The sequence below is a fragment of the Gordonia sp. SCSIO 19800 genome, assembly GCF_018132775.1.
Classification (GTDB): Bacteria; Actinomycetota; Actinomycetes; order Mycobacteriales; family Mycobacteriaceae; genus Gordonia; species Gordonia hongkongensis.
In genome coordinates, this window is record NZ_JAGRQM010000002.1 from 298682 (window position 1) to 319672 (window position 20991).

Here is a 20991-nt window from a genome sequence, read left to right on the forward strand (position 1 = left end):
GACATGGCGAAGAAAGACGGGGCCATCGAGGTCGAGGGTCGAGTGATCGAACCCCTGCCCAATGCGATGTTTCGTATTGAGCTGGAGAACGGACACAAGGTTCTCGCCCACATCAGCGGCAAGATGCGGCAGCACTACATCCGCATCCTGCCCGAGGACCGGGTCGTCGTGGAACTCTCGCCCTACGACCTGGCTCGTGGGCGAATCGTGTACCGCTACAAGTAGGACTTTCCCGGCGTCGCCGGGGACAGACTTCCCGGACATCCGTTCGGGAGGAGACCGACACCCACGTGTACGGCCGTTTCGGCGTGCGCGCGGGCGAGCCGAGCAGGAGAGATTGACGTGAAGGTTCAGCCGAGCGTCAAGCCGATCTGCGAGAAGTGCAAGGTGATCCGTCGTAACGGTCGGGTCATGGTGATCTGCGAGAACCTGCGTCACAAGCAGCGTCAGGGCTGATCACGCGCACCCTCCGGGTCGCTTGAGTCAGAACAACTGAAGATCAACAACTCAATACACAAGGACCTCCCAACACCAGCGGTGACAGACGCGTCACCGCCTACCTCCGGATCAGAGGCCGGAGCCCACGAGGCCGGACACACGGTTCGGCACCAGCTCGCGGGACGGACTGGGAGCAGACCTCTGAAAATCGAAAAGGAAATCCGCCACATGGCACGTGTTGCTGGTGTGGATCTCCCCCGCGAGAAGCGGCTGGAGATCGCACTGACCTACATCTACGGAGTTGGGCGCACCACCTCCAAGGAGATCCTCGAGGGAACGGGCCTGAGCCCTGACCTCCGAGCGAAGGATCTCACCGACGCAGACGTCTCGAAGCTGCGTGAGTACATCGAAGCCTCGGTGAAGGTCGAGGGTGACCTCCGTCGCGAGGTGCAGGCCGACATCCGTCGCAAGATCGAGATCGGCTGCTACCAGGGTCTGCGCCACCGTCGTGGCCTGCCAGTTCGTGGACAGCGCACCAAGACCAATGCCCGCACTCGCAAGGGCCCGAAGAAGACCATCGCCGGGAAGAAGAAGTAATGCCTCCGAAGTCACGTAGCGCAGGCCCCAAGAAGGGCACCCGCCGTCGCGATAAGAAGAACGTCCCGCACGGCCACGCACACATCAAGTCGACGTTCAACAACACCATCGTGTCGATCAGCGATCCCAGCGGCAACATCATCAGCTGGGCATCGTCGGGCCACGTCGGTTTCAAGGGCTCGCGCAAGAGCACCCCGTTCGCGGCTCAGCTCGCGGCCGAGAACGCTGCGCGCAAGGCCCAGGAGCACGGCGTCAAGAAGGTCGACGTGTTCGTCAAGGGACCGGGTTCGGGTCGCGAGACCGCCATCCGCTCCCTGCAGGCAGCCGGCCTCGAGGTCGGCACCATTTCCGATGTCACCCCGCAGCCGCACAACGGTTGCCGTCCGCCCAAGCGGCGTCGGGTCTAGCGGGAAAGGGAGGAACAGAGAAACATGGCTCGTTATACCGGCCCCGCAACCAAGAAGTCTCGTCGTCTTCGCGTCGACCTGATCGGTGGAGACGCTGCCTTCGAGCGTCGCCCCTACCCGCCCGGCCAGCACGGCCGTTCGCGGATCAAGGAGAGCGAGTACCTGCTCCAGCTGCAGGAGAAGCAGAAGGCGCGCTTCACCTATGGCGTCCTGGAGAAGCAGTTCCGTCGCTACTACGAAGAGGCGAACCGTCGCACCGGCAAGACCGGTGACGAACTGCTGAAGATCCTCGAGACCCGTCTCGACAACGTGATCTACCGCTCCGGCATCGCGCGTACCCGTCGCCAGGCCCGCCAGCTGGTCAGCCACGGCCACTTCACCGTCAACGGTGTGAAGGTCGACGTGCCCAGCTACCGCGTCAGCCAGTACGACATCATCGATGTCCGCCCGAAGTCGCTGCAGACCGTCCCGTTCCAGATCGCCAAGGAGCTCGTCGGCGATCGTCCGGTTCCGGGTTGGCTCCAGGTCGTGCCGTCGACCCTGCGTGTTCTCGTGCACAGCGTGCCCGAGCGTGCCCAGATCGATGTCCCGCTGACCGAGCAGCTCATCGTCGAGTTCTACTCCAAGTAGTCCTTCGAGCAACACCCGCCCGACAGCAACAGCTGTTCGGTACACCCCTCGAGGCCGTCATATAGCGGGCGGCCAAAGGAGAGATCCACAGAATGCTCATCTCACAGCGACCCACCCTCACCGAGGAAGTCCTCGCCGAGAACCGCTCGAAGTTCGTCATCGAGCCGCTCGAGCCGGGCTTCGGCTACACCCTCGGCAACTCGCTGCGTCGTACGCTGCTCAGCTCGATCCCGGGTGCAGCCATCACCAGCATCCGCATCGACGGTGTCCTCCACGAGTTCACCACCGTGGCCGGGGTCAAGGAGGATGTCACCGACATCATCCTGAACCTCAAGGGCCTCGTGGTCAGCTCGGACGAGGACGAGCCGGTCACCATGTACGTGCGCAAGCAGGGTCCGGGCACCGTCACCGGTGCCGACATCGTGCCCCCGGCCGGTGTCACCGTGCACAACCCCGATCTGCACATCGCCACCCTGAACGACAAGGGCAAGCTCGAGATCGAGCTCGTCGTCGAGCGGGGCCGCGGCTACGTCCCGGCCGTGCAGAACAAGGCGTCGGGTGCCGAGATCGGCCGCATCCCGGTCGACTCGATCTACTCGCCGGTGCTCAAGGTGACCTACAAGGTCGAGGCCACGCGTGTCGAACAGCGCACCGACTTCGATCGACTGGTGCTCGATGTGGAGACCAAGAACTCGATCAGTGCGCGTGACGCGCTGGCATCGGCGGGCAAGACCCTGGTGGAGCTGTTCGGGCTCGCCCGGGAGCTCAACGTCGAGGCCGAGGGCATCGAGATCGGGCCGTCGCCGGCCGAGGCCGACCACATCGCGTCGTTCAGCCTGCCGATCGAGGATCTCGAGCTGACCGTTCGTTCCTACAACTGCCTCAAGCGCGAGGGTGTGCACACCGTCGGCGAGCTGGTTGCGCGGACCGAGTCGGATCTGCTCGACATCCGCAACTTCGGTCAGAAGTCGATCGACGAGGTCAAGGTCAAGCTGCACGCGCTCGGTCTGTCCCTCAAGGACAGCCCGGCCAGCTTCGATCCGTCGCAGGTCGCGGGTTACGACCCGGCCACCGGCACGTGGTCGGAAGACGCGTCCTTCGACGCCGATTCCGGTGAGGATTTCGCGGAGACCGAGCAGCTGTAGTCGCTACGACGCGGCGGTAGCTGTCACTGCCCAACCCTGACTTCCGCATCGAGTGATGCGGGGTCCTCCTAGGAGAAGACAATGCCCAAGCCCACCAAGGGTGCCCGCCTCGGCGGGTCGGCCAGCCACCAGAAGGCGATGCTGGCGAATCTCGCCACCTCGCTCTTCGAGCACGGCCGCATCACCACCACGGAAGCCAAGGCCAAGCGCCTGCGTCCGTACGCGGAGAAGATCATCACCCACGCCAAGGCCGGCAAGCTGGCCAACCGGCGTGAGGTGCTGAAGGACATCCGTGACAAGGACGTCGTGCACACGCTGTTCGACGAGATCGGCCCGTTCTTCGCCGATCGTCCCGGTGGCTACACCCGCATCATCAAGACGCTGCCGCGCAAGGGCGACAACGCCCCCATGGCCGTGATCGAGCTGGTGCGCGAGTCCACCGCGTCGAGCGAGGCCAGCCGCGCGACCCGCGTCGCCGCCTCCAAGAAGGCCGCCGAGGACAAGCTCGACGCCACCGAAGAGGTTGTCGCTGATACCGATTCGGATGACGCGAACGTGGTGGAGGCAGTCGAGGCCGACGCCACCGATGCCGAGGTCGCCAACGCCGAGGCTGTCGCCGAGGCCGTCGATGACGAGTCCACCGCCGCGACCGCTCCCGATGCCGAGGCAGCCGGAGCCGACGTCGACGGTGAGAAGAAGTAGTCGACTGAGTCGAGAACCGCAGACCGAACCCGTCGGCGCCGATTCCGGTGCCGGCGGGTTCTGTCGTCTCCGCTTCGACATCTCGTACGACGGCACCGACTTCGCCGGATGGGCACGGCAGGTCGGCCAGCGCAGCGTGTGCGAGGAACTCGAGACGAGGTTGTCGACGGTCCTGCGGGTGCCGGTGCGTCTGACCGTGGCGGGGCGCACCGACGCCGGTGTGCACGCCACTGGGCAGGTCGCGCACGCCGAGGTTCCGCGGTCGGTACTGGAGACCCGATCGATCGCCGGCGATCCCGCGACGCTCGTCGGGCGTCTCGCGAAGATGTGTCCCGATGACGTCCGGGTGACGGCCGTGCGCGTCGTCCCGGAGGAGTTCGACGCTCGGTTCTCGGCGCTGCGCCGGCATTACCGCTATCGGTTGACCGATGCACGGTGGGGTGCCGAACCGGTGGTCGCGCGGACGACCGCGACATGGCGTCGGCCGCTCGACGTCGACGCGTTGAACGCGGCATCGTCGGAGTTGCTCGGCCTGAACGACTTCGCGGCGTTCTGCCGTCGGCGGGAGGGTGCGACCACGATCCGGGAATTGCAGCGGTTCTCTTGGACTCGGGACGCCGAAGGAGTCCTCGTCGGCGAGGTGAGCGCGGACGCGTTCTGCTGGTCGATGGTGCGGTCGCTGGTCGGCGCGGTCGCGAGTGTGGGCGACGGCAGGCGCGACATCGACTGGTGCCGTGGGCTTCTCGAGGAGCGGGAACGCAGTAGCCAGGTACCAGTCGCGGAGGCCCGGGGTCTGTGCCTGGTCGGCGTCGACTATCCCGCCGACGACGAACTCGCCGCACGCAACACGGTGACCCGCGACGTGCGCGGGTCGACCGGTTGCTGTGGTGGGTGACCACCCGCCGTCTCGACGGCGACCCCGGAGTTGTTGTGACACAAGGAGGCCCCGGGGACAGATCCCCGGGCCTCCTCGAGCGCAGCGGTCAGTTGCCCAGCTTGAGGCCGTTCTTGTCCCGAACACTGCCGGTCAGCATCATGATGCCGTCGACGAGCGCCCAGATGGCGACACCGAAGATGATGACGAACCCGATCAAGAAGATCGCGGTGATGTAGCCGAGGATCGTCAGGCCGAGTTGGATCGCGCCGGTGGTGTTGTCGCCGATGTAGAAGCGGCCGACGCCCAGGCTGCCCAGGAAGATCTGCAGCAGGCCGGCAACCAGCTTCGACTTGTCGGACAGCGGCTCGCCGGTGGCCGGGTCACGGCCGTAGGGAGCAGTGGGGTCGGGTGCGCCGCCGTAGCCGTAACCGGGCGCCGCGGGATACCCGCCCTGCGGAGCCCCGTACTGCTGGGGTGCGCCGTACTGCTGCGGTGCCCCGACCTGCTGGCCCCCGAACTGCTGGTCGCCGTACTGCTGGGGTGCCCCGTACTGCTGGTTCCCGTATTGCTGGTCGCCGTACTGCTGGCTCCCGTACTGCTGGTCGCCGTACTGGGGATTGCCGACGCCGGGCTGCGAGGTTCCCGCGGTGCCGAACTCCGAACCCCCCGGCTGCTGGCCGGGGTCGGTGCCGTACGACGGCGAGGCGTCGGCCGGTGGCTGCTTGACGAACGGGTCGTGGGGCTTGTCGCCCGGGTTGTCTGGTGTGGTCATCGGGTGGTCCTCCTCGTGACTGGATGGAGCGGCGTGCTCATCTCGAACGTGCGGGCGGCTCAGGCGACGGTAGCCAGTTCGCGTGCGTAGTACACGCGACCGGACACATCGCTCATCGTCCAGGGCGACGTGGCGGGGATGTTGGTGACGTGCATCGCGCCGCCCGCGCCCCGGACCCGTACCTGGATGAAGCCCGTTGTGCGCCGTTCTTTCATCAGCAAGAACAGCAGACTCAGAAAGCAGATCAGAAAGAACCCGACGAGCGCCAGCACCAGGCCCGTCTGCGACATCTGTTCGGAGGACACGGACATGTCGGTGACCTCCCACTGCGAACCCGCGAGCGGGAACGTGCCCGACGGCGTGATCACGTAGTGCTGGGTGCACGTGATGTCACCGATGACCACGAGCGGCGGCTCGGGTAATGCTGCGGCACCCGCGTCGAAGAACGGCCCGGGCGGCGCGTAACCCATGCCGGGGCCCGGGAATTGGGCGGGAGCGGGCACGAAGCCGGGACTGGAGTCGTAGGCGTTCGGCTGATGGGGCAACGGACGGGTGCCGTCATTGCCATTCCCCGGGTACGTCATCCCGCAATGGTGGCATACGCGTGTGTGTTTCGGGTCAGGTGGCGTTGCGCTCGTCTCCGAAGGCCTCGAGCACCTCGTCGACGGTCTCGTCGTCGCCGACGAACTGCTCCGGATGGGCGCCCTCGGACATCAGATGCCGCCAGTTGAGCGGATCGAATTCCACCGGCGCGTGGCGCGCGATGAAGTCGATGACGATCCGGCAGAACCGTTCGGGGTCGTCGTGGAACGGGAAATGTCCTGAGCCGGAGAAGGTCTCGAACTCCGAGTGTGGGATCGCCGAGTGCGCCAGTTCGCCGTGGTGATGGGGGATCACGATGTCCCGGTCGCCCCACACGAGCAGGACCGGCAGGCGTTCGGTGAGGTAGCAGCGGTCGAGCATCGTGACGGACTGGCCGCGCCAGTCGACGACGGCGCGCAGGGTGCGGAGGAAGGCGGCCGACGCGGTGGGGTCGGCGAGCCCACCGAGGACCCGCATGAGGTCCTCGTGGTCGGCCAGTAGATGTTCGGGCGTGGCCGAGGACGGGAACAGGGGCGGCACCGGCGCGGCGACGATCGCTTTCGCGAGCGTCGTGAGACCAGGGATCACGCCGGGGACGCGGAGTACCGACAGCACCTGCGGGACGACGGGCAGCGAGAACAACCGCAGGGCGGGGTTGACGTCGCGGGTGACCCCGCCGGCCGCGACCAGCACCAGGCGCTCGACGAAGCGCGGGAACTGATAGCAGAACTGCATCGCGACGCCGCCGCCCAGGGAGTGGCCGACGACCGTCACCTTGCTGATCCCCAGGACGACGAGGAGGTCGCGCATGCCGTTGGCGAAGGCCGGCACCGAGTAGTCGGCGCGTGGCTTGTCCGATTCCCCGTGGCCGAGCAGGTCGGGTGCGATGACGGTGTAGTGCTGCGCGAGGATCGGGATGACCTCGTCCCACGTCGACGAGTTGTCACCGATGCCGTGGATGAGCAGCAGCGCCGGACCGCTGCCGGCGATCCGGTAGGCGCGCCGGTAGCCGTGGATGGTGTGGTACTCGATGCGGACGTCGGTGTCGGAGACCGGACGCAGCGTCGGACCGGACGTCGTGGTCGGGGACGGATCCCGGTGCTTGGTGGGCACTGTCTCTCCCCTCGGTGTCGCTCGGGCGGTGTCGGTCGCGTCCTCGCGACGGAGCGGTGGATGGCAACGGGCGTTGTCCCGCTAGGCGTCGAGTAAACCGCATCACCGGTCGTCGTGCGCGTCGGGTGCCGGGGTGCCGGCCGGACCTGGGTTGCCGGGATCTGAATGGTTGCCGACGCTTTGCCACGTCGCGACGGTCACCGGGCCCCGGCGGGTCGCTGCGCCACTAGTGTTGGATTCGATGAACCCCTTCGACATCGAGTCCTTCGTGGCCACCGGTGGCCTCATCGGACTCTGCGTGCTGATCTTCGTGGAGACCGGCATCCTGGTCGGGTTCATCTTTCCCGGCGACTCGGTGCTCTTCACCGCCGGCGTGTTCGCTGCGCAACCCGATCCCTTCGCACCGCTGTGGCTGTTGTGCCTGGCTGTGCCGCTGGCGGCGATCGTCGGCGACCAGTGCGGCTACTTCATCGGCCGCCGTGTGGGGCGCGGGGTGGTCGAGGGCAAGCTGATGCGCACCATCGGACCCGAGTATCTCGCCAAGACGAACCACTACTTCGACCGCTTCGGGCCGCTCACCGTGTTCTTCGGCCGGTTCATCGGGATCGTCCGCACCCTGACCCCGCTGGTCGCCGGCTTCAGCGGCATGCCACATCGGACGTTCACCCTGTTCAGTGTGCTCGGCAGTTTCACCTGGGCGGCCGGGATCATCCTGCTCGGCTACTTCCTCGGCAACATCCCGGTCATCCGCGACAACATCGAGATCTTCATCATCGCCTCCGTGTGCACGATCGTCATACCGACATTCATCCACTTCGGTCGGCGCTGGCGGATCGCGCGGCGCGATCGGCGCGCCGAGACGCCCTGAGGCGAACCGCCGGTCCCTGAGGAGCGCACGGAGCTTGCGGAGGGCGTGACCAACCCCCGGTCCCTGAGGAGCGCCCGGAGCTTGCGGAGGGCGTGACCAACCGCCGCTCCCTGAGGAGCGCCCGGAGCTTGCGGAGGGCGCGTCACGAAGGGTCTGCCCCGCGTCTCACCAGGTCCCTTCCGCCGCTCGGGATCAGGGGTCGGTCAGCGGAGGAACGGCTCCTCCCGTTGTCCGGGGGCACCCGAGAAATCGTCGGCGATGGTCGCGGCGAGTTCGATGAACGATCGCTTCGTCGGCTTCGACATCAGTTCGAGGTCGACGTCCGCGCCTTCGGCGAGATGGTCGTCGAACGGGATCTTGTGCACGGCGCGGCACCGCGTGAGGAAGTGCTGACCCAGCTGGTCGGTGTCGATGGTCGACGACCCGGGTCGCGACGAACTCAGGACGACCACGGCGCGCGAGACGAGGTGTCCGAAACCGTGCGCCTCCAGCCAGTCCAGGGTCGCGCCGGCGCTGCGTGCGCCGTCGAGAGCCGGGGAACTGACGAGGATGATCGTGTTCGCGAGGTCGAGGACCCCGTTCATCGCCGAGTGGCTCAGACCGGTGCCGCAGTCGGTGATGATGATGTTGTAGAAGCGCTGCAGCACGGTGATGACGCCGCGGTACTCCTCCTCGTTGAACGCCTCGGCCATCGCCGGATCTCGTTCGGAGGCAAGGACTTCGAGGCGACTCGGGGCCTGCGACGTGTGGGCCCGGACGTCTGAGTAGCGGTAGACGTTCTCATCGGCGAGCAGGTCGCGGACGGTCGACCGGGTCTGCTGCGGAATGCGCTGTGCGAGCGTACCGAGGTCGGGATTGGCGTCGACGGCGATCACGCGGTCGCCCCGCAGGGAGGCGAACGTCGAGCCGAGGCCGACGGTGGTCGTCGTCTTGCCGACTCCGCCCTTCAGCGACAACACGGCGATCCGATAGTCGCCCCGGACCGGCCGGTTCACCCGTTCGAGCAGCTGCTGGTATTCGATGTCGCCCTGCGACTCACCGGGATTGATCGCGCCGGCCGACAGCGTGTGCACCGCACGACGCCAGCCGCGACTCGGTGCGCGACGGGCCTTTCGGATGAGGGCCACCTCGTCGAGTGAGGGGCCTCCCGACGGTGGCCCGTACCCGTGCTGCATCGGCTGCCCGGGAAAGGCGGGGGCGGGACCGGGGCCCATCGGAGCGGGGCCCGCGTACGGCGGAGGTTGATGGCCGGCGACCGGAGTCGGTGGCATCCCCGGCTGGGCGGACCACGCGGGAGCGGACTGGGGAGCCGGCGGGGCGGGCGGCACGATCTGCGGCGAGGCGGGGTGCGGCGGCATTCCGGATGACGGTGCCGGGCCGGTGACGTGCCCGGGTCCGAGGTTGTGGGGTCCGAAGTGGTCCGGCCCCGGGACGGGAGGGGCCTGCGGCGGCCACGGGGGAGCGACCGGGTTCTCGGCCGGTGAGATCTCGGGACGCGACTCCGGCGGAGCGGGCCCGTCGTGAGGATGCGGACCGGCGGGCGTGGGCCCGGGGCGGTCGGCGGCGCCGGCATGGTCGGCGGGCGGACGGACGGCGGCGGGATGGTCGGGCGGTGGCGCGGACCGGTTTTCGAAGTCCGGCCGCGGGGGCATCGTCTCGCGGGCCGGTGATGCGCTGTCCGGACGTGCGGACGGTCCCCGGGGTGCGGGCGCCGCGGGTGCTGCTGCCGGCGGCTGTTGTGGAGCGGCGGTCGGCGGGGCGAACTGCAGCCAGGGCGGCGGCGCCGGGGCGTCGGCATCAGGGCTGCCGGGCCCGGTTCCGTCCGGTCTCGTCGGGTTCTCGTACGTCATCGGGGAATCCTCTGGTCAAGCGGCCGGGCGCCGATCGCGTTGCGGCGAGTTCGGCGAGGCGTGCAGCGATCCACCCCGTTTTGTCGATCGACCCCGGCTGCGTCCTGCGGCAGTCTACCCAAGGTCCTCGACCTGGTCCGGACGACGTCCACAGGGCCGTCTCGAGGACACGCGTTCGGCATAGTGCATCTCTGGTGTGGTGGGGCCGAACCGAGTATGGCACTATGCAGGCACTCAACACATGTGCGCAGCGGGGTGCGCGGTTCCTCACGGATCCGTATGTGGGAGGTCTGGTTCCGTCGAACGAAAATTCGATGGAACCGGAAGGGGCCCCGGCTGCGTCATATTCGGCGTGAAGGGGGTGCAGCTTTCCATGACCTACTCCGACGATCCTCGGGATCTCGTCGACGGTGATCCCGACGACCCGTGGGCGGTGTTGCACGAGTTCGTGACCGCGCGGTCCCGATCCGGCGGTCTCGGCGTCCGGACCACCGCGCAAGGTCTTCCGGTGGCGGTTCGTATCGAGGCGTCCGAACTCGACAAGGATCCGGCTCTGCTCGCCAGCGACATCCTCCGACTCTGTCAGCAGGCGGCGATGTCCGCCGGTATCCGGCTCCGCGAGAACCTGCTCGCCGCCGGCATCGACCGAGACCTCGTGCAGGAGATGCAGTTGCCCCGCCCGGACGATCTCGCACGAGCCGAATGGCGCGACGACGAGGAAGCCGACGCGCCCGCGTCGTGGTTGCAGCGATGACCTGGGGGATGGACGAACTCGAGGCGCGCGCGCAACGGCAGCTCGACGGCCTGCACGGGTTTCAGGAGAAGCTACGCGCGATCTCGGTCCGGGAGACGTCGTCCGACGGGCTGGTCACCGCCGAGGTGGACGGCAAAGGCGCGCTCATCGACCTCGAATTCGCATACGGCGCCAACGAACTCGGCGCGAGCCGGCTGGCCGACCAGGTCGTGACGACCGCCGCGCTGGCCGCACAGAAGGTCTACGCCCGGATCGCCGCGGTGACCGAGGAGTTCAACGAGTCGTTCGGCGACATCCTGGCCGCTCGTCCGGCCGAATGACGGACCCGGCCGACATGACACCGATCCATCAGACTGACACCCACGAGGGGGTTCGAGAATGACGAACGTCAAGGTGACGCCGGAGGTGCTCGAGGGCTTCGCCGCCACGAACGCCGCGATGGCGACCGCCGTCGGCACCGCCGGGTCGATCGACGCCGCGGCCAACACCGCGGCGATGGTCCCCGTCTTCGGGCTCATCGGGCAGGAGTTCCTCGCCGCGTTCATCGCTGCGCAGGCCAGTCACCTCATGTCGGTGGGGCAGCTCGCGGCCGTCCATGCCGCCACCGCGGCGTCGACTGCGGCGGGTCTCGCCGAGTTCGAGGGCACCGATGCCGCCAGTGCCGCAGCCATCCGTTCGGTGCTGTGACGGTTCCACCGCTACCGGGCATCCCGGATGTGCCTGCCCTGAATCACATGACTGTGCAGGAGATGATCGAGGCGACCCCGCTCGGCCCGATCCTCGACCGCACGGTCGCCGACGTCCTGGGCGGACTGGGTCTGCCTCCGCTGCCGGTGCTGCCCCCGTTGCCGCCGATGCCGGGACTGCCACCGCTGCAGCCACCGAACCTGGACATGTTCATCAAACCGATGACCGACCTGCTGGGCGGTTTCGGCACCGGTGACCTCTCGGGTGGCGGCTTCGACCCGACCGTCATCTTCGAGAGCCTCACCAAGGTGCTCGAGACGTCGATGACGATGGGGCAGAGCGCACTCAAACTCGCCGACCAGCTGTGGGCAGGGCAGGGCGCGGTGAGCGCCGGCGCCAAGACCGCCGAGGCGGGGGCGAACAGTTCGGCTCTGGCCACGCAGGGGTCGGGGATCTCGTTGGATACCAAGACGGCGGCCGCGATCGTGGCAAAGGGACTCGCAGTCGTGCAGGGGATCATCGCGGCGACGGTCGCGAAGATCACCGGCTTCGCGGTACCGATGATGATGGGACCGGCGGTCGGCGCAGGCTTCGCAGCTGCGGCCGGGTTCGCCTCCGTCGGACTGTCGCAGGCGACCGCCGCGGTCGCGGTGACCCGGGCCGAACTACTCGGCCCGACGACGGCGATGGCCGTGAACGGTGCCCCGGTCGCCGTCACCGGTGCACCCACCGCGGGCGCGGGACAATCGCCGTTCACGCTGGCCAGTTCGATCCTCGACGTCGTGTCGCCGGCGATGTCGACGGCCACCGAACTGCCCACCTCGCTGATGCAACCGATCAGCAAGATGCTGAACGTCGAACACGGTTCACCTGCCGTCGTCCCGGCTGCGCTGTCGCCGAAGTCGAAGGGCGCGGGCGGCGGTGGTGGTGGCGGGGGAGGAGGCGGTGGCGGTGGCATCGGAGGCGTGGGCGGAATAGCGACGCCGCTGGGCGCTTCTCGACCGACCGTCCCGACGAACTTCAACCTCGGCGAACCCGCGCTCGGTGCATCGACGACCGCCAGGCCTGTGACGGCGCCCGCCGCTATGCCGATGGGTGGCGCACCGATGGGCGGTGCCCCGATGGGTGCCGCGGGCGCGCGGGGCGCGGGCGCCGCGGACGACCAGCACTCGGTACCCGACTATCTCGTCACCGAGGACAACGGCCGTCGCGTGGTCGGTGAGTCGCCCGAGGTCGCGCCAGCGGTCATCGGCCATGAGGAAGCCGCAGAACCCGATCCCAGCCCGGACATCGAACTGCGACTGGGCGTGCCCGGTCCGAAACGAAACGAGGAAGTATGAGCAACTCGCAACTCCGCGTCGAACCCGCCGAACTGGTCTCGGCGGCAAGCGACCTCGACCGGATCGCCGATCGCCTGGAGCACGCGCTCACCGCCGCCGGTCGGGCGTTGCCCGTGGCCGCGCAGGGTCGCGATGAGGTCTCGACCGCAGCTGCCGAGAGTTTCACGACGGTGGCCGAGAAGTTCGAAACCGACGCGGCGACGGGAGTTCTGGAGATGCGGAAGATCGCCGCCGTACTCCGCGCGCAGGCCGCCGGCTTCATCGAGGGCGATGCCGAGGCGTCGGACGCCTTCCGGGTGGCGCTGTAGCAGAGCGCGAACCGCCTGCGTAGCAACATCATTCCGCTCACACATCCACAATCCGCCGGCATCGAAGGGAGGCGCTCGTGATCGGCTTCACCGGAGTCAACTGGGACACCCGCCCGACCGAACAGCTCGCCGCCGACCTCGGCGCCGGTCCCGGGCCCGCGCCGCTGGCGGAAGCTGGCCTGGCCTGGGCCGCTCTCGCCGCGGAGGTCGGGGAAGCCGGTGTCGAGTACGCCGCCGTGCTGGCACGCCTGGGGGCACATTGGCAGTCCGCCCACACCAGTGCGGCTTTCGAGAAGCTGACCCGGCTGGCCCCGTGGTTCGCCGAAGTCGCGACCGAGGCGGCCGAGAATGCCACACGCGCCGAAGCCCAGGCCGCGGCGATCACGGTCGCGCGGTTGAACATGCCCGACCTCGCCGAGGTCGACGTCGTCGAGAAACTGCACGAGATCGCAACCACCGCCACCGCGGTCGCACCGATCATCGCCGGTGCGGCCGCCCATGCCGAGCGTGCGGTCGCGCACCAGCGAATGCGGGCTGCCCGTGTGATGCAGACGTACGAGAATGCCACCGAACCTGTTGCCGCGCCGTGGGAATCGGCGAAACCCGCACCGGGGCTCGTGTCCGGTGACGCGCTCGCCGCCGAGCGGGCGGCGGCGGCCCGCGCGGCCGCCGCGCCACCTCCGACCCCGGCGCCGGCCGCGCCTCTGGGTGCGGCGATGCCCGCGGGCATCGGGGGAGTGTTCCTGCCGCCGCCCGAGAAGCTGGAGTACGCACCGACGATCGTCGCGAGCGGACCATCGCAGGTCCCCGCCACGACGTCCGGCGGCGCTCCGGGGGCGTCGGCCCCCGGCACCGGCCCCGGCGTACCGCCGCCGGTGGCCCCGGGTGTCGCCACGGCGGACCGCGGTTCGGTCGTCCGCACCGTCGGCGCCGACGCCGCCGAACTGGACTCGTCCGACCCTCCGCCCTCGGTGGCGACCGAATCCACGGAACAGACGACCTGGGCCGAGCTGGCCACGTCGGATCGTCCTGCTGCGCATTATGTATCGGCGCCAGACGGGCACGGAATGCCCGACGTCGATCCGCGCTACCTATCGGAGACGCTGATGCTCGGCAACCCGGGTGAACGCCGATGATGCCGATCGTGCACGACGCCGGGATGACGTTCGATGCCGCAGTCCTGTGCCGGCTCGGCGAACGTTTCGGAGTCCAGACCTGGCCGGTCGTCCTCGACCTCGGGAACGTTGCCGCGGAGTCCGACACCGGGAATGACTCCGCCAACGTCACCCAGGCCGATCCCGACGCGGTGATCGCGGCGCTCGAACTCGTCGAGCACGGTGAGCCCACACCGTGGGCGTCGACGGTGCTACGGGTGCTGGCGCAACCGCAGCGTGAGATCGAGATCCGCTCCTACACTGACGACGCGGTTCGCCGAATCTGTGTGGCGCGCAACGGCCACGACCACGTACTCGTGACGCGGACGGGCCGTCGCGTCGACGTCACGGTCGTCGATGTCGCCGACGTCGAGGCCCTCGCCGCGGTCGTGCGGGCTCAGTTCGACGCTCTCGAATCCGCCGCGGAGCCGGCTGAATTCACGGCCTTCTCGGCTCCGTCCGACGAGGTCGTCGACCGGCTCGGCCGTTGTCGGGCCGGCACCGAGACGACCGACGCCCTGCACGCGCTCGGCGCCGCACCGGCCGATGCCGTCGTCGTCTCGGCAGGGTTCGCGTCGTGCCGGACCCGCACCGAGGTCGTCGCCTCGATGAACGAGGACGGACGATTCGCTCAATCTTCTGGAGCTGTCGCGATTTTCGACACCGAACGGGGTCGAATCGTGTCCAGTCCCAGCAAGTCCCCGGACGGTCGGGTGTGGACCACCTTCTCGCCGGGAACGGGTCATCGAATCGCACAGGCGGTCAGCCTGTTGATAGAGACCCTGCCCGACGGGAAATGGATGCCATGATCCGCATCGGGGGATTCCGCGGAACAGACCGCCGCGGGAATCAACTGTCAGGGGTATCTGTGTCACGGATACCAACGGGGGCATCGCCAAACGGTGCCGTTACACAGGAGGAGCACTCATGCTGAACTTGCCCGGAGCAGGCGGCGGCGCCGGCGTCACCGTGAACGTCGCGGACGGACAGGCCACCGCAGCCAAGGTCGGCAGTCTCGTCGAGGACATGAAGGCCGTCATCAACCAGATCGCCCAGCACGCCGGAAACGCCACACCCACGTGGCAGGGCTCGGCCGGTGTCGCGTTCGACGGCACGCACACCGACTGGAACAAGGCCGCGCTGACCATGAACCAGCTGCTGGAGCAGATCAAGACCCAGCTCACCAACGGCTTCGCCGGCTACGAGGACCAGGACGCGGCTGCCGCGCGCGGACTCAACACCAGCGTCTGACACCGGTCCGCATCCCGAACCTCACGTTCTGCGAAAGGAACCCACCATGAACGGCTCCATCAATTACGACTTCGCCGCTCTCGGCGATCTCAGCGGCGGCCTCCGGGCTGCCTTCACCCGGCTCGAGGACCTGAACTCGCAGCTCAAGGCGCAGGTCGCCGCCCTTGACGGGAACTGGAACTCCCAGCAGGCCAAGGCCGCCTACGTCGACGCGCAGGGTGCCTTCGATCGGATCTTCACCCAGTCCCGTGACTCGCTGACCGCGCTGGAGCAGGGTGTCAGCAACGCCAGCCGCGTCATGCAGGACACCGACGCAGCGATCGGAACGGGTTTCCGCGGTCTCGTCTGACCGCCGACCGATACGTAGCCCGACGTCAGGACGGGGACCCCACGGCCGTGCGCCGGGGTCCCCGTTCGCGTTCGGGCGCGCCGTCTGCCAACGCCCGCGGGAGTCCCGCTTCGTGCGATAGCGTCGACGTCTACAGACCTCGCGGCACCCGTGCCCCGAGGGCGCAGATCTCGACGAGGAGGTAAGCGGTGGCATCTGCCAAGACCGTCGGAGGTGGTCGGGAGCAGTTCACCCGGAACTCCGGCTTCATCTTCGCCGCAATCGGTTCCGCAGTGGGCCTCGGCAACATCTGGCGCTTCCCGGGCGTCGCGTACGAGAGCGGCGGTGGCGCGTTCCTCATCCCGTATCTGGTCGCCCTGCTGACCGCGGGCATTCCCGTGCTGTTCCTCGACTACGCGGTCGGGCACCGCTTCCGCGGCACCGCACCACTGTCGTTCCGACGCATCAAGAAGCCGGTCGAGGCGCTGGGCTGGTTCCAGACCGGTCTGTTGTTCGTCATCGGCGTCTACTACGCGGCGGTCATCGCGTGGGCGGCCAGTTACTTCGTCTTCTCGTTCAACCAGAGCTGGGGCGACGACCCGGCTACCTTCTTCACGCAGGACTACCTCCAGGTCGGTGATCCGGGTGTCTCGACGACCATCGTCGGCGGCGTCGCACTGCCCCTGGTCATCGTGTGGCTCGCGGTGCTGGCCGTCCTGGCGCTCGGTGTCGCGAACGGCATCGAGAAGGTCAACATCGTGTTCATCCCGTTGCTGTTCATCGGGTTCACCGGTCTGGTGATCCGGGCGATCACCCTGCCCGGCGCCGCCGACGGGCTTAACGCCCTCTTCACCCCGCAGTGGGCCGCTCTGAAGGACCTCGACGTGTGGATCGCGGCCTACAGCCAGATCTTCTTCTCGTTGTCGATCGCGTTCGGCATCATGATCGCCTATGCGTCGTTCCAGCGACGCAGGGCCAACATGACCAGCTCGGGTCTGGTCGTCGCGTTCGCCAACTCCTCGTTCGAGATCCTCGCCGGCATCGGCGTGTTCTCGGCGCTCGGATTCCTGGCCTACCAGCAGCAGGTGGCCGTCTCGGATCTCGAGGGCCTGACCGGTCCGATCCTGTCCTTCGTCACGTTCCCGGCAGTCATCTCGGAGATGCCGGGCGCCGCGTTCTTCGGGGCCTTGTTCTTCGGCTCGCTCGTGATCGCGGGCTTCACCTCGCTCATCTCGCTGATGATCGGTGTGTCCGGTGCGCTCCAGGACAAGTGGGGCATCAGCCGCACCAAGGCGGCGGTCGGCGTCTCCGGCATCTGTGGCCTGATCTCGATCGCCCTGTTCTCCACGACCTCGGGCCTGATCGCCCTCGACACGGTGGACATGTTCGCCAACAACGTCGGCGTCGTCGCGTCGGCGATCATGATGACGGTCATCCTCATCTGGGTGCTCCGCCGCGGAGACATGCTGCGCCAGCACCTGAATGCCGTCTCGACGTTCAAGGTCGGCAAGATCTGGCTGGCGCTCGTCGGGGTCGTGGCGCCGATCTTCCTCACGATCATGCTGGTGCAGAAGGTGTGGTCGGTCATCGACGAGGGATACGAGGGATACCCGACGTGGTACCTCGGCGTCTTCGGCTGGGGCACGATCGCGCTGGTCGTCGTGGCTGCGGTGCTGCTCACCCTGCCGTCCTGGAAGGGCCGGGATCAACCGGACTTCCTACCGTGGCCACCGCTGGCCGACACCGGCCGCACTTCCGGCCCGTCCACGAAGGAGACCGTCCGATGAGCGGTATCGCCATCGTCATGCTCATCGTGTCGATCACCATCGTGTGGGGTGGGCTCGTCGCGAGCATCGTGTTCCTCCGTCGTCGGCCCGAGGTGGAGGACTTGGCAGAGGATCCGGACATGGTCCGGGAGGACGCCGACCGCGCGGCCCGGCCCCACCCCTCGCGCGACACCTGAGGCCCCGGAGCACCTGCCCCTCGGAACCGCCCGGTCGTTCGGTTAGCCTGGATCGAACGCATTCGCGCCCGCATCGACGGGCGCCCGACGCGAACGACAAGGGGATCAAGTGACGACTGCTCAGGACGAGCTGAAGGCCGACAGCCGCAACGGAATCGACTACAAGGTGGCCGACCTGTCCCTCGCGGACTTCGGCCGCAAGGAGATCGAGCTCGCCGAGCACGAGATGCCCGGACTCATGGCGCTTCGACGCGAATACGCGGACGTGTTGCCGCTCAAGGGAGCTCGTATCTCCGGCTCGCTGCACATGACCGTGCAGACCGCGGTCCTCATCGAGACCCTCACCGCGCTCGGCGCCGAGGTGCGATGGGCGTCGTGCAACATCTTCTCCACCCAGGATCACGCGGCCGCGGCGATCGTCGTCGGGCCCAACGGCACGCCGGACGAGCCGAAGGGTGTGCCGGTCTTCGCCTGGAAGGGCGAGACCCTGGAGGAGTACTGGTGGGCGGCCGAGGAGATGCTCACCTGGCCCGGTGAACCGGCCAACATGATCCTTGACGACGGTGGCGACGCCACGATGCTGGTGCTCCGCGGCGCCGAGTTCGAGAAGGCCGGCGTGGTCCCGCCCGCGGAGGACGATCACCCCGCCGAGTACAAGGTGTTCCTCGAACTGCTGCGCAACCGGTTCGAGACGGACAAGGGCAAGTGGACCGCGATCGCCGAGTCGGTCCAGGGCGTCACCGAGGAGACCACCACCGGTGTGCTGCGGCTGTACCAGTTCGCCGCCGCCGGCGACCTCGCGTTCCCGGCGATCAACGTCAACGACTCGGTCACCAAGTCGAAGTTCGACAACAAGTACGGGACCCGCCACTCGCTGATCGACGGCATCAACCGCGGCACCGATGTCCTCATCGGCGGCAAGAAGGTGCTGATCTGCGGCTACGGCGACGTGGGCAAGGGATGCGCGGAGTCGCTGGCCGGCCAGGGCGCCCGCGTCCAGGTCACCGAGATCGACCCGATCAACGCGCTGCAGGCGCTGATGGACGGCTTCGACGTCGTCACCGTCGAGGACGCGATCGGCAACGCCGACATCGTCATCACCTCGACCGGCAACCTAGGCATCATCACCCTCGAGCACATGCGGGCGATGAAGCACCAGGCGATCCTGGGCAACATCGGCCACTTCGACAACGAGATCGACATGGCCGGCCTCGAGCGGTCGGGTGCCAAGCGCATCACCGTCAAGCCGCAGGTCGACCAGTGGATCTTCGAGAACGGCAAGTCGATCATCGTGCTCTCCGAAGGCCGTCTGCTCAACCTCGGCAACGCGACCGGTCACCCCTCGTTCGTCATGAGCAACAGCTTCTCGAACCAGGTCATCGCGCAGATCGAACTCTGGACGAAGAACGACGAGTACGACAACGAGGTCTACCGCCTGCCCAAGCACCTCGACGAGAAGGTGGCCCGCATCCACGTGGAGGCGCTCGGCGGCAAGCTCACCAAGCTCACCAAGGAGCAGGCCGAGTACATCAACGTCGATGTCGAGGGGCCGTACAAGCCCGAGCACTACCGCTACTGATCGAACCCCCGGTCATAGAAAAGGAGCCCCACCTCGGTGGGGCTCCTTTTTCTATGACCGGGGGTTCGAAAGCCGGGTCCCCGAGGTCAGGTTCCGATGTCGGGTTCGGCGTCGGGGCAGTAGATCCACGAACCCTCCTCCTTGAGGAAGCGCTCGTTCGACTTCTCCGATGCCGTTCTCTCCGTGCCCTTCTCGAGGTGGGACACGACCTCGGACTGGGCGACGTCGCCGTCGAAGACCGTGTCGAGGAAGCCGTCGAGAACGATGTCTCCGCCGTCGGCAGGGGGTACGCCGGTGATCCGGTCGCGGGACTGGGTGCACACCGCGGCGCGCATTCGCGCGATGTCGCGCTCGTTGCGGGCGGTGATGTAGGCGAGCAACGCCGCCCGGATCTCGGAGAGGGCGGTGTAGTCGGTCGATCCCGGCTCCGACCCGCTCTCACTCGGCGACGGGTCGTCGGAGGCGGAGGTCGGGCCCGATGTCGCGCTCGACGAACCGGCGACCACGGTGTCGTCCGACGACGATCTGGTCACCACCACCGTGAGCACCAGGGCTATCACCGCGACGATCGCGACGCCGCCGAGCACCCAGGCGACGATCACCCCGGTGTTGCCACGCGGCGGCGGGCCGGGCGGGCCTCCGAAGCCGGGAGTCCCGGACGCGGAGGGACCGTACTGTCCCGGGGCGAACGGGGGGCGGCCGTACGGGGCGGGCGGAGGGCCGTATCCCCCCGGGCGATGCGGACCGGGCACTGGTTGCCGACCCGGGCCGTACTGCTGACCGGGACCCTGTTGACCGGGGCCCTGCCTGCCGGGACCCGGCGGGCCCGAACCCTGAGGACCCGGGCCCGGCCGGCCGGGGCCCGGCGGACCGTACGGCGGCGGTCCACCACCTGGTGGCGGTGGCTGATAGGTCATGAAACGCCCTTCAGAATCGGTGGTTCAAGGCTATCGAAAGGGCGCCGCGAGGTCATCGGACGCGTCATTCGGTCGGTGCTGTCCGGTCGGTACGGAGGTCGTCGGCCAGGCCCGCGACATCCTCGCCGTCGAACAGGTACCAGGGCGACATCCAGCCGTCCCCCGCGAGTTCGCGATAGACGGCGTCGACCCGGCGCTGCAGGGCGTCGTCGCGTTCGTAGGCGTCCCGGGCTCGCGCCGCGTCCTGGTCGGCGCGCGACGCAGCACGCTGCATCGCGACCTCCGGTGGCACCCCGAGCAGGACATGGCGATCGGGGACCGGCATGTCGAATCGGCCGAACTCCAGGTCGACGACCCACCGCACCATCTCACCGCCGGCGCCCTGCTCCAGACGTGCGGCGTTGTAGGCGGCGTTGGACGCGACATAGCGGTCCAGGATCACGATGTCGTGGGCTTCGGTGGCGGCGTGGATGTCCCCGACCGCTCCGGCCCGGTCGAGCGCGAACAGCAGTGCCATCGCGTAGACGCTGTCGCGTAGGTCACCGTGCGAACCGTGGAGCGCTTCGGCCGCGATGTCGGCGGTCGCCGACCGGCCGTAGCGGGGGAAGGTGAACGTCGCGACCCGGAGTCCGACCGCTGACCATCGGTCGATCAGACCGGTGACCAAGGTGTTCTTGCCGGCGCCGTCGAGTCCTTCCACGGCTATCAATTGACCCACGCGGGGGAGTC

27 protein-coding genes are annotated in these 20991 nt (G+C 68.0%); 21 read left to right on the forward strand and 6 right to left on the reverse strand.

Annotated elements, in window-relative coordinates:
- Positions 1-3: 3 nt before the first annotated feature.
- The 8 genes from infA to truA all read left to right on the forward strand — a co-directional run bounded on the left by infA (position 4) and on the right by truA (position 4814).
- Positions 4-225, forward strand: coding sequence for a translation initiation factor IF-1 (gene infA, locus KB201_RS03625; protein ID WP_004023539.1), 222 nt, complete (start codon positions 4-6; stop codon positions 223-225).
- A 117-nt stretch (positions 226-342) separates the two neighbouring features.
- Positions 343-456, forward strand: a complete 114-nt coding sequence (gene rpmJ, locus KB201_RS03630; protein WP_005207978.1) for a 50S ribosomal protein L36 — start codon at positions 343-345, stop codon at positions 454-456.
- 210 nt (positions 457-666) lie between these two features.
- Entirely contained in the window at positions 667-1035 is a 369-nt protein-coding gene (gene rpsM / locus KB201_RS03635; RefSeq protein ID WP_004023537.1) for a 30S ribosomal protein S13, read from the forward strand.
- A complete protein-coding gene (gene rpsK, locus KB201_RS03640) occupies positions 1035-1442 on the forward strand; it encodes a 30S ribosomal protein S11 (protein ID WP_004023536.1) in 408 nt (135 codons plus the stop codon). Before rpsM ends, rpsK begins: the two co-directional genes overlap by 1 nt.
- 24 nt (positions 1443-1466) lie before the next feature.
- Positions 1467-2072 (forward strand): 30S ribosomal protein S4, encoded by a 606-nt coding sequence (gene rpsD / locus KB201_RS03645; RefSeq protein ID WP_058251964.1) that lies wholly within the window; start codon positions 1467-1469, stop codon positions 2070-2072.
- Between the two features lie 92 nt (positions 2073-2164).
- Positions 2165-3217 carry a DNA-directed RNA polymerase subunit alpha gene (locus KB201_RS03650; protein ID WP_058251963.1) on the forward strand — a complete coding sequence of 351 codons (1053 nt, stop codon included), beginning with the start codon at positions 2165-2167 and terminating at the stop codon, positions 3215-3217.
- Positions 3218-3298: 81 nt separating this feature from the next.
- The gene (rplQ, locus tag KB201_RS03655; RefSeq protein ID WP_211538376.1) at positions 3299-3919 is read left to right on the forward strand and encodes a 50S ribosomal protein L17; all 621 of its coding nucleotides are present in this window, start codon (positions 3299-3301) and stop codon (positions 3917-3919) included.
- On the forward strand, positions 3876-4814 hold the full coding sequence (truA, locus tag KB201_RS03660) for a tRNA pseudouridine(38-40) synthase TruA (RefSeq protein WP_078113314.1): 939 nt from the start codon (positions 3876-3878) through the stop codon (positions 4812-4814). The genes rplQ and truA overlap by 44 nt, the downstream gene beginning before the upstream one ends.
- Positions 4815-4902: 88 nt before the next feature.
- Here the strand turns inward: truA and KB201_RS03665 are convergent, their stop codons facing one another.
- Genes KB201_RS03665 through KB201_RS03675 form a run of 3 tightly spaced genes read right to left on the reverse strand, consistent with a single transcriptional unit; the run spans position 4903 to position 7263 of the window.
- On the reverse strand, positions 4903-5568 hold the full coding sequence (locus KB201_RS03665; RefSeq protein ID WP_211538377.1) for a TM2 domain-containing protein: 666 nt from the start codon (positions 5566-5568) through the stop codon (positions 4903-4905).
- Between the two features lie 59 nt (positions 5569-5627).
- Positions 5628-6152 (reverse strand): hypothetical protein, encoded by a 525-nt coding sequence (locus KB201_RS03670; protein WP_065631832.1) that lies wholly within the window; start codon positions 6150-6152, stop codon positions 5628-5630.
- Between the two features lie 34 nt (positions 6153-6186).
- The gene (locus tag KB201_RS03675; protein ID WP_065631833.1) at positions 6187-7263 is read right to left on the reverse strand and encodes an alpha/beta fold hydrolase; all 1077 of its coding nucleotides are present in this window, start codon (positions 7261-7263) and stop codon (positions 6187-6189) included.
- A gap of 241 nt (positions 7264-7504) precedes the next feature.
- Between KB201_RS03675 and KB201_RS03680 the strand changes: the two genes are divergently transcribed.
- Complete coding sequence (locus KB201_RS03680; RefSeq protein WP_068969975.1) at positions 7505-8131, forward strand: DedA family protein; 627 nt, start codon at positions 7505-7507, stop codon at positions 8129-8131.
- 203 nt (positions 8132-8334) lie between these two features.
- Here the strand turns inward: KB201_RS03680 and KB201_RS03685 are convergent, their stop codons facing one another.
- Entirely contained in the window at positions 8335-9981 is a 1647-nt protein-coding gene (locus KB201_RS03685; RefSeq protein WP_211538378.1) for a MinD/ParA family protein, read from the reverse strand.
- A gap of 373 nt (positions 9982-10354) precedes the next feature.
- On the opposite strand from KB201_RS03685, the gene KB201_RS03690 reads away from it, so the two are divergent.
- The 12 genes from KB201_RS03690 to ahcY all read left to right on the forward strand — a co-directional run bounded on the left by KB201_RS03690 (position 10355) and on the right by ahcY (position 19345).
- Positions 10355-10735, forward strand: coding sequence for a hypothetical protein (locus tag KB201_RS03690; protein ID WP_065631835.1), 381 nt, complete (start codon positions 10355-10357; stop codon positions 10733-10735).
- Between the two features lie 8 nt (positions 10736-10743).
- Positions 10744-11055: a YbaB/EbfC family nucleoid-associated protein gene (locus tag KB201_RS03695; protein ID WP_065631898.1), complete on the forward strand. Its 312-nt coding sequence runs from the start codon at positions 10744-10746 to the stop codon at positions 11053-11055.
- 58 nt (positions 11056-11113) lie between these two features.
- Complete coding sequence (locus KB201_RS03700) at positions 11114-11422, forward strand: type VII secretion target (protein WP_058251955.1); 309 nt, start codon at positions 11114-11116, stop codon at positions 11420-11422.
- Positions 11423-11469: 47 nt separating this feature from the next.
- Entirely contained in the window at positions 11470-12762 is a 1293-nt protein-coding gene (locus KB201_RS03705; protein WP_249145034.1) for a hypothetical protein, read from the forward strand.
- Positions 12759-13070: a PE family protein gene (locus KB201_RS03710; RefSeq protein WP_065631837.1), complete on the forward strand. Its 312-nt coding sequence runs from the start codon at positions 12759-12761 to the stop codon at positions 13068-13070. Before KB201_RS03705 ends, KB201_RS03710 begins: the two co-directional genes overlap by 4 nt.
- A 77-nt stretch (positions 13071-13147) precedes the next feature.
- Positions 13148-14206, forward strand: a complete 1059-nt coding sequence (locus tag KB201_RS03715; RefSeq protein WP_211538380.1) for a PPE domain-containing protein — start codon at positions 13148-13150, stop codon at positions 14204-14206.
- A complete protein-coding gene (locus KB201_RS03720; protein WP_058251951.1) occupies positions 14203-15033 on the forward strand; it encodes an ESX secretion-associated protein EspG in 831 nt (276 codons plus the stop codon). The genes KB201_RS03715 and KB201_RS03720 overlap by 4 nt, the downstream gene beginning before the upstream one ends.
- A 118-nt stretch (positions 15034-15151) precedes the next feature.
- On the forward strand, positions 15152-15475 hold the full coding sequence (locus KB201_RS03725) for a WXG100 family type VII secretion target (RefSeq protein WP_014927790.1): 324 nt from the start codon (positions 15152-15154) through the stop codon (positions 15473-15475).
- A gap of 46 nt (positions 15476-15521) precedes the next feature.
- Entirely contained in the window at positions 15522-15824 is a 303-nt protein-coding gene (locus tag KB201_RS03730) for a WXG100 family type VII secretion target (protein ID WP_058251950.1), read from the forward strand.
- A gap of 188 nt (positions 15825-16012) precedes the next feature.
- Positions 16013-17590, forward strand: a complete 1578-nt coding sequence (locus tag KB201_RS03735; protein WP_211538381.1) for a sodium-dependent transporter — start codon at positions 16013-16015, stop codon at positions 17588-17590.
- Complete coding sequence (locus KB201_RS03740) at positions 17587-17766, forward strand: methionine/alanine import family NSS transporter small subunit (protein WP_065631842.1); 180 nt, start codon at positions 17587-17589, stop codon at positions 17764-17766. Before KB201_RS03735 ends, KB201_RS03740 begins: the two co-directional genes overlap by 4 nt.
- Before the next feature lie 109 nt (positions 17767-17875).
- Positions 17876-19345 carry an adenosylhomocysteinase gene (gene ahcY, locus KB201_RS03745; protein ID WP_159371312.1) on the forward strand — a complete coding sequence of 490 codons (1470 nt, stop codon included), beginning with the start codon at positions 17876-17878 and terminating at the stop codon, positions 19343-19345.
- Positions 19346-19431: 86 nt separating this feature from the next.
- Here the strand turns inward: ahcY and KB201_RS24745 are convergent, their stop codons facing one another.
- A complete protein-coding gene (locus KB201_RS24745) occupies positions 19432-19947 on the reverse strand; it encodes a hypothetical protein (protein WP_307848031.1) in 516 nt (171 codons plus the stop codon).
- A 379-nt stretch (positions 19948-20326) separates the two neighbouring features.
- On the reverse strand, positions 20327-20980 hold the full coding sequence (locus KB201_RS03755; protein ID WP_078113324.1) for a dTMP kinase: 654 nt from the start codon (positions 20978-20980) through the stop codon (positions 20327-20329).
- Positions 20981-20991: the final 11 nt, after the last annotated feature.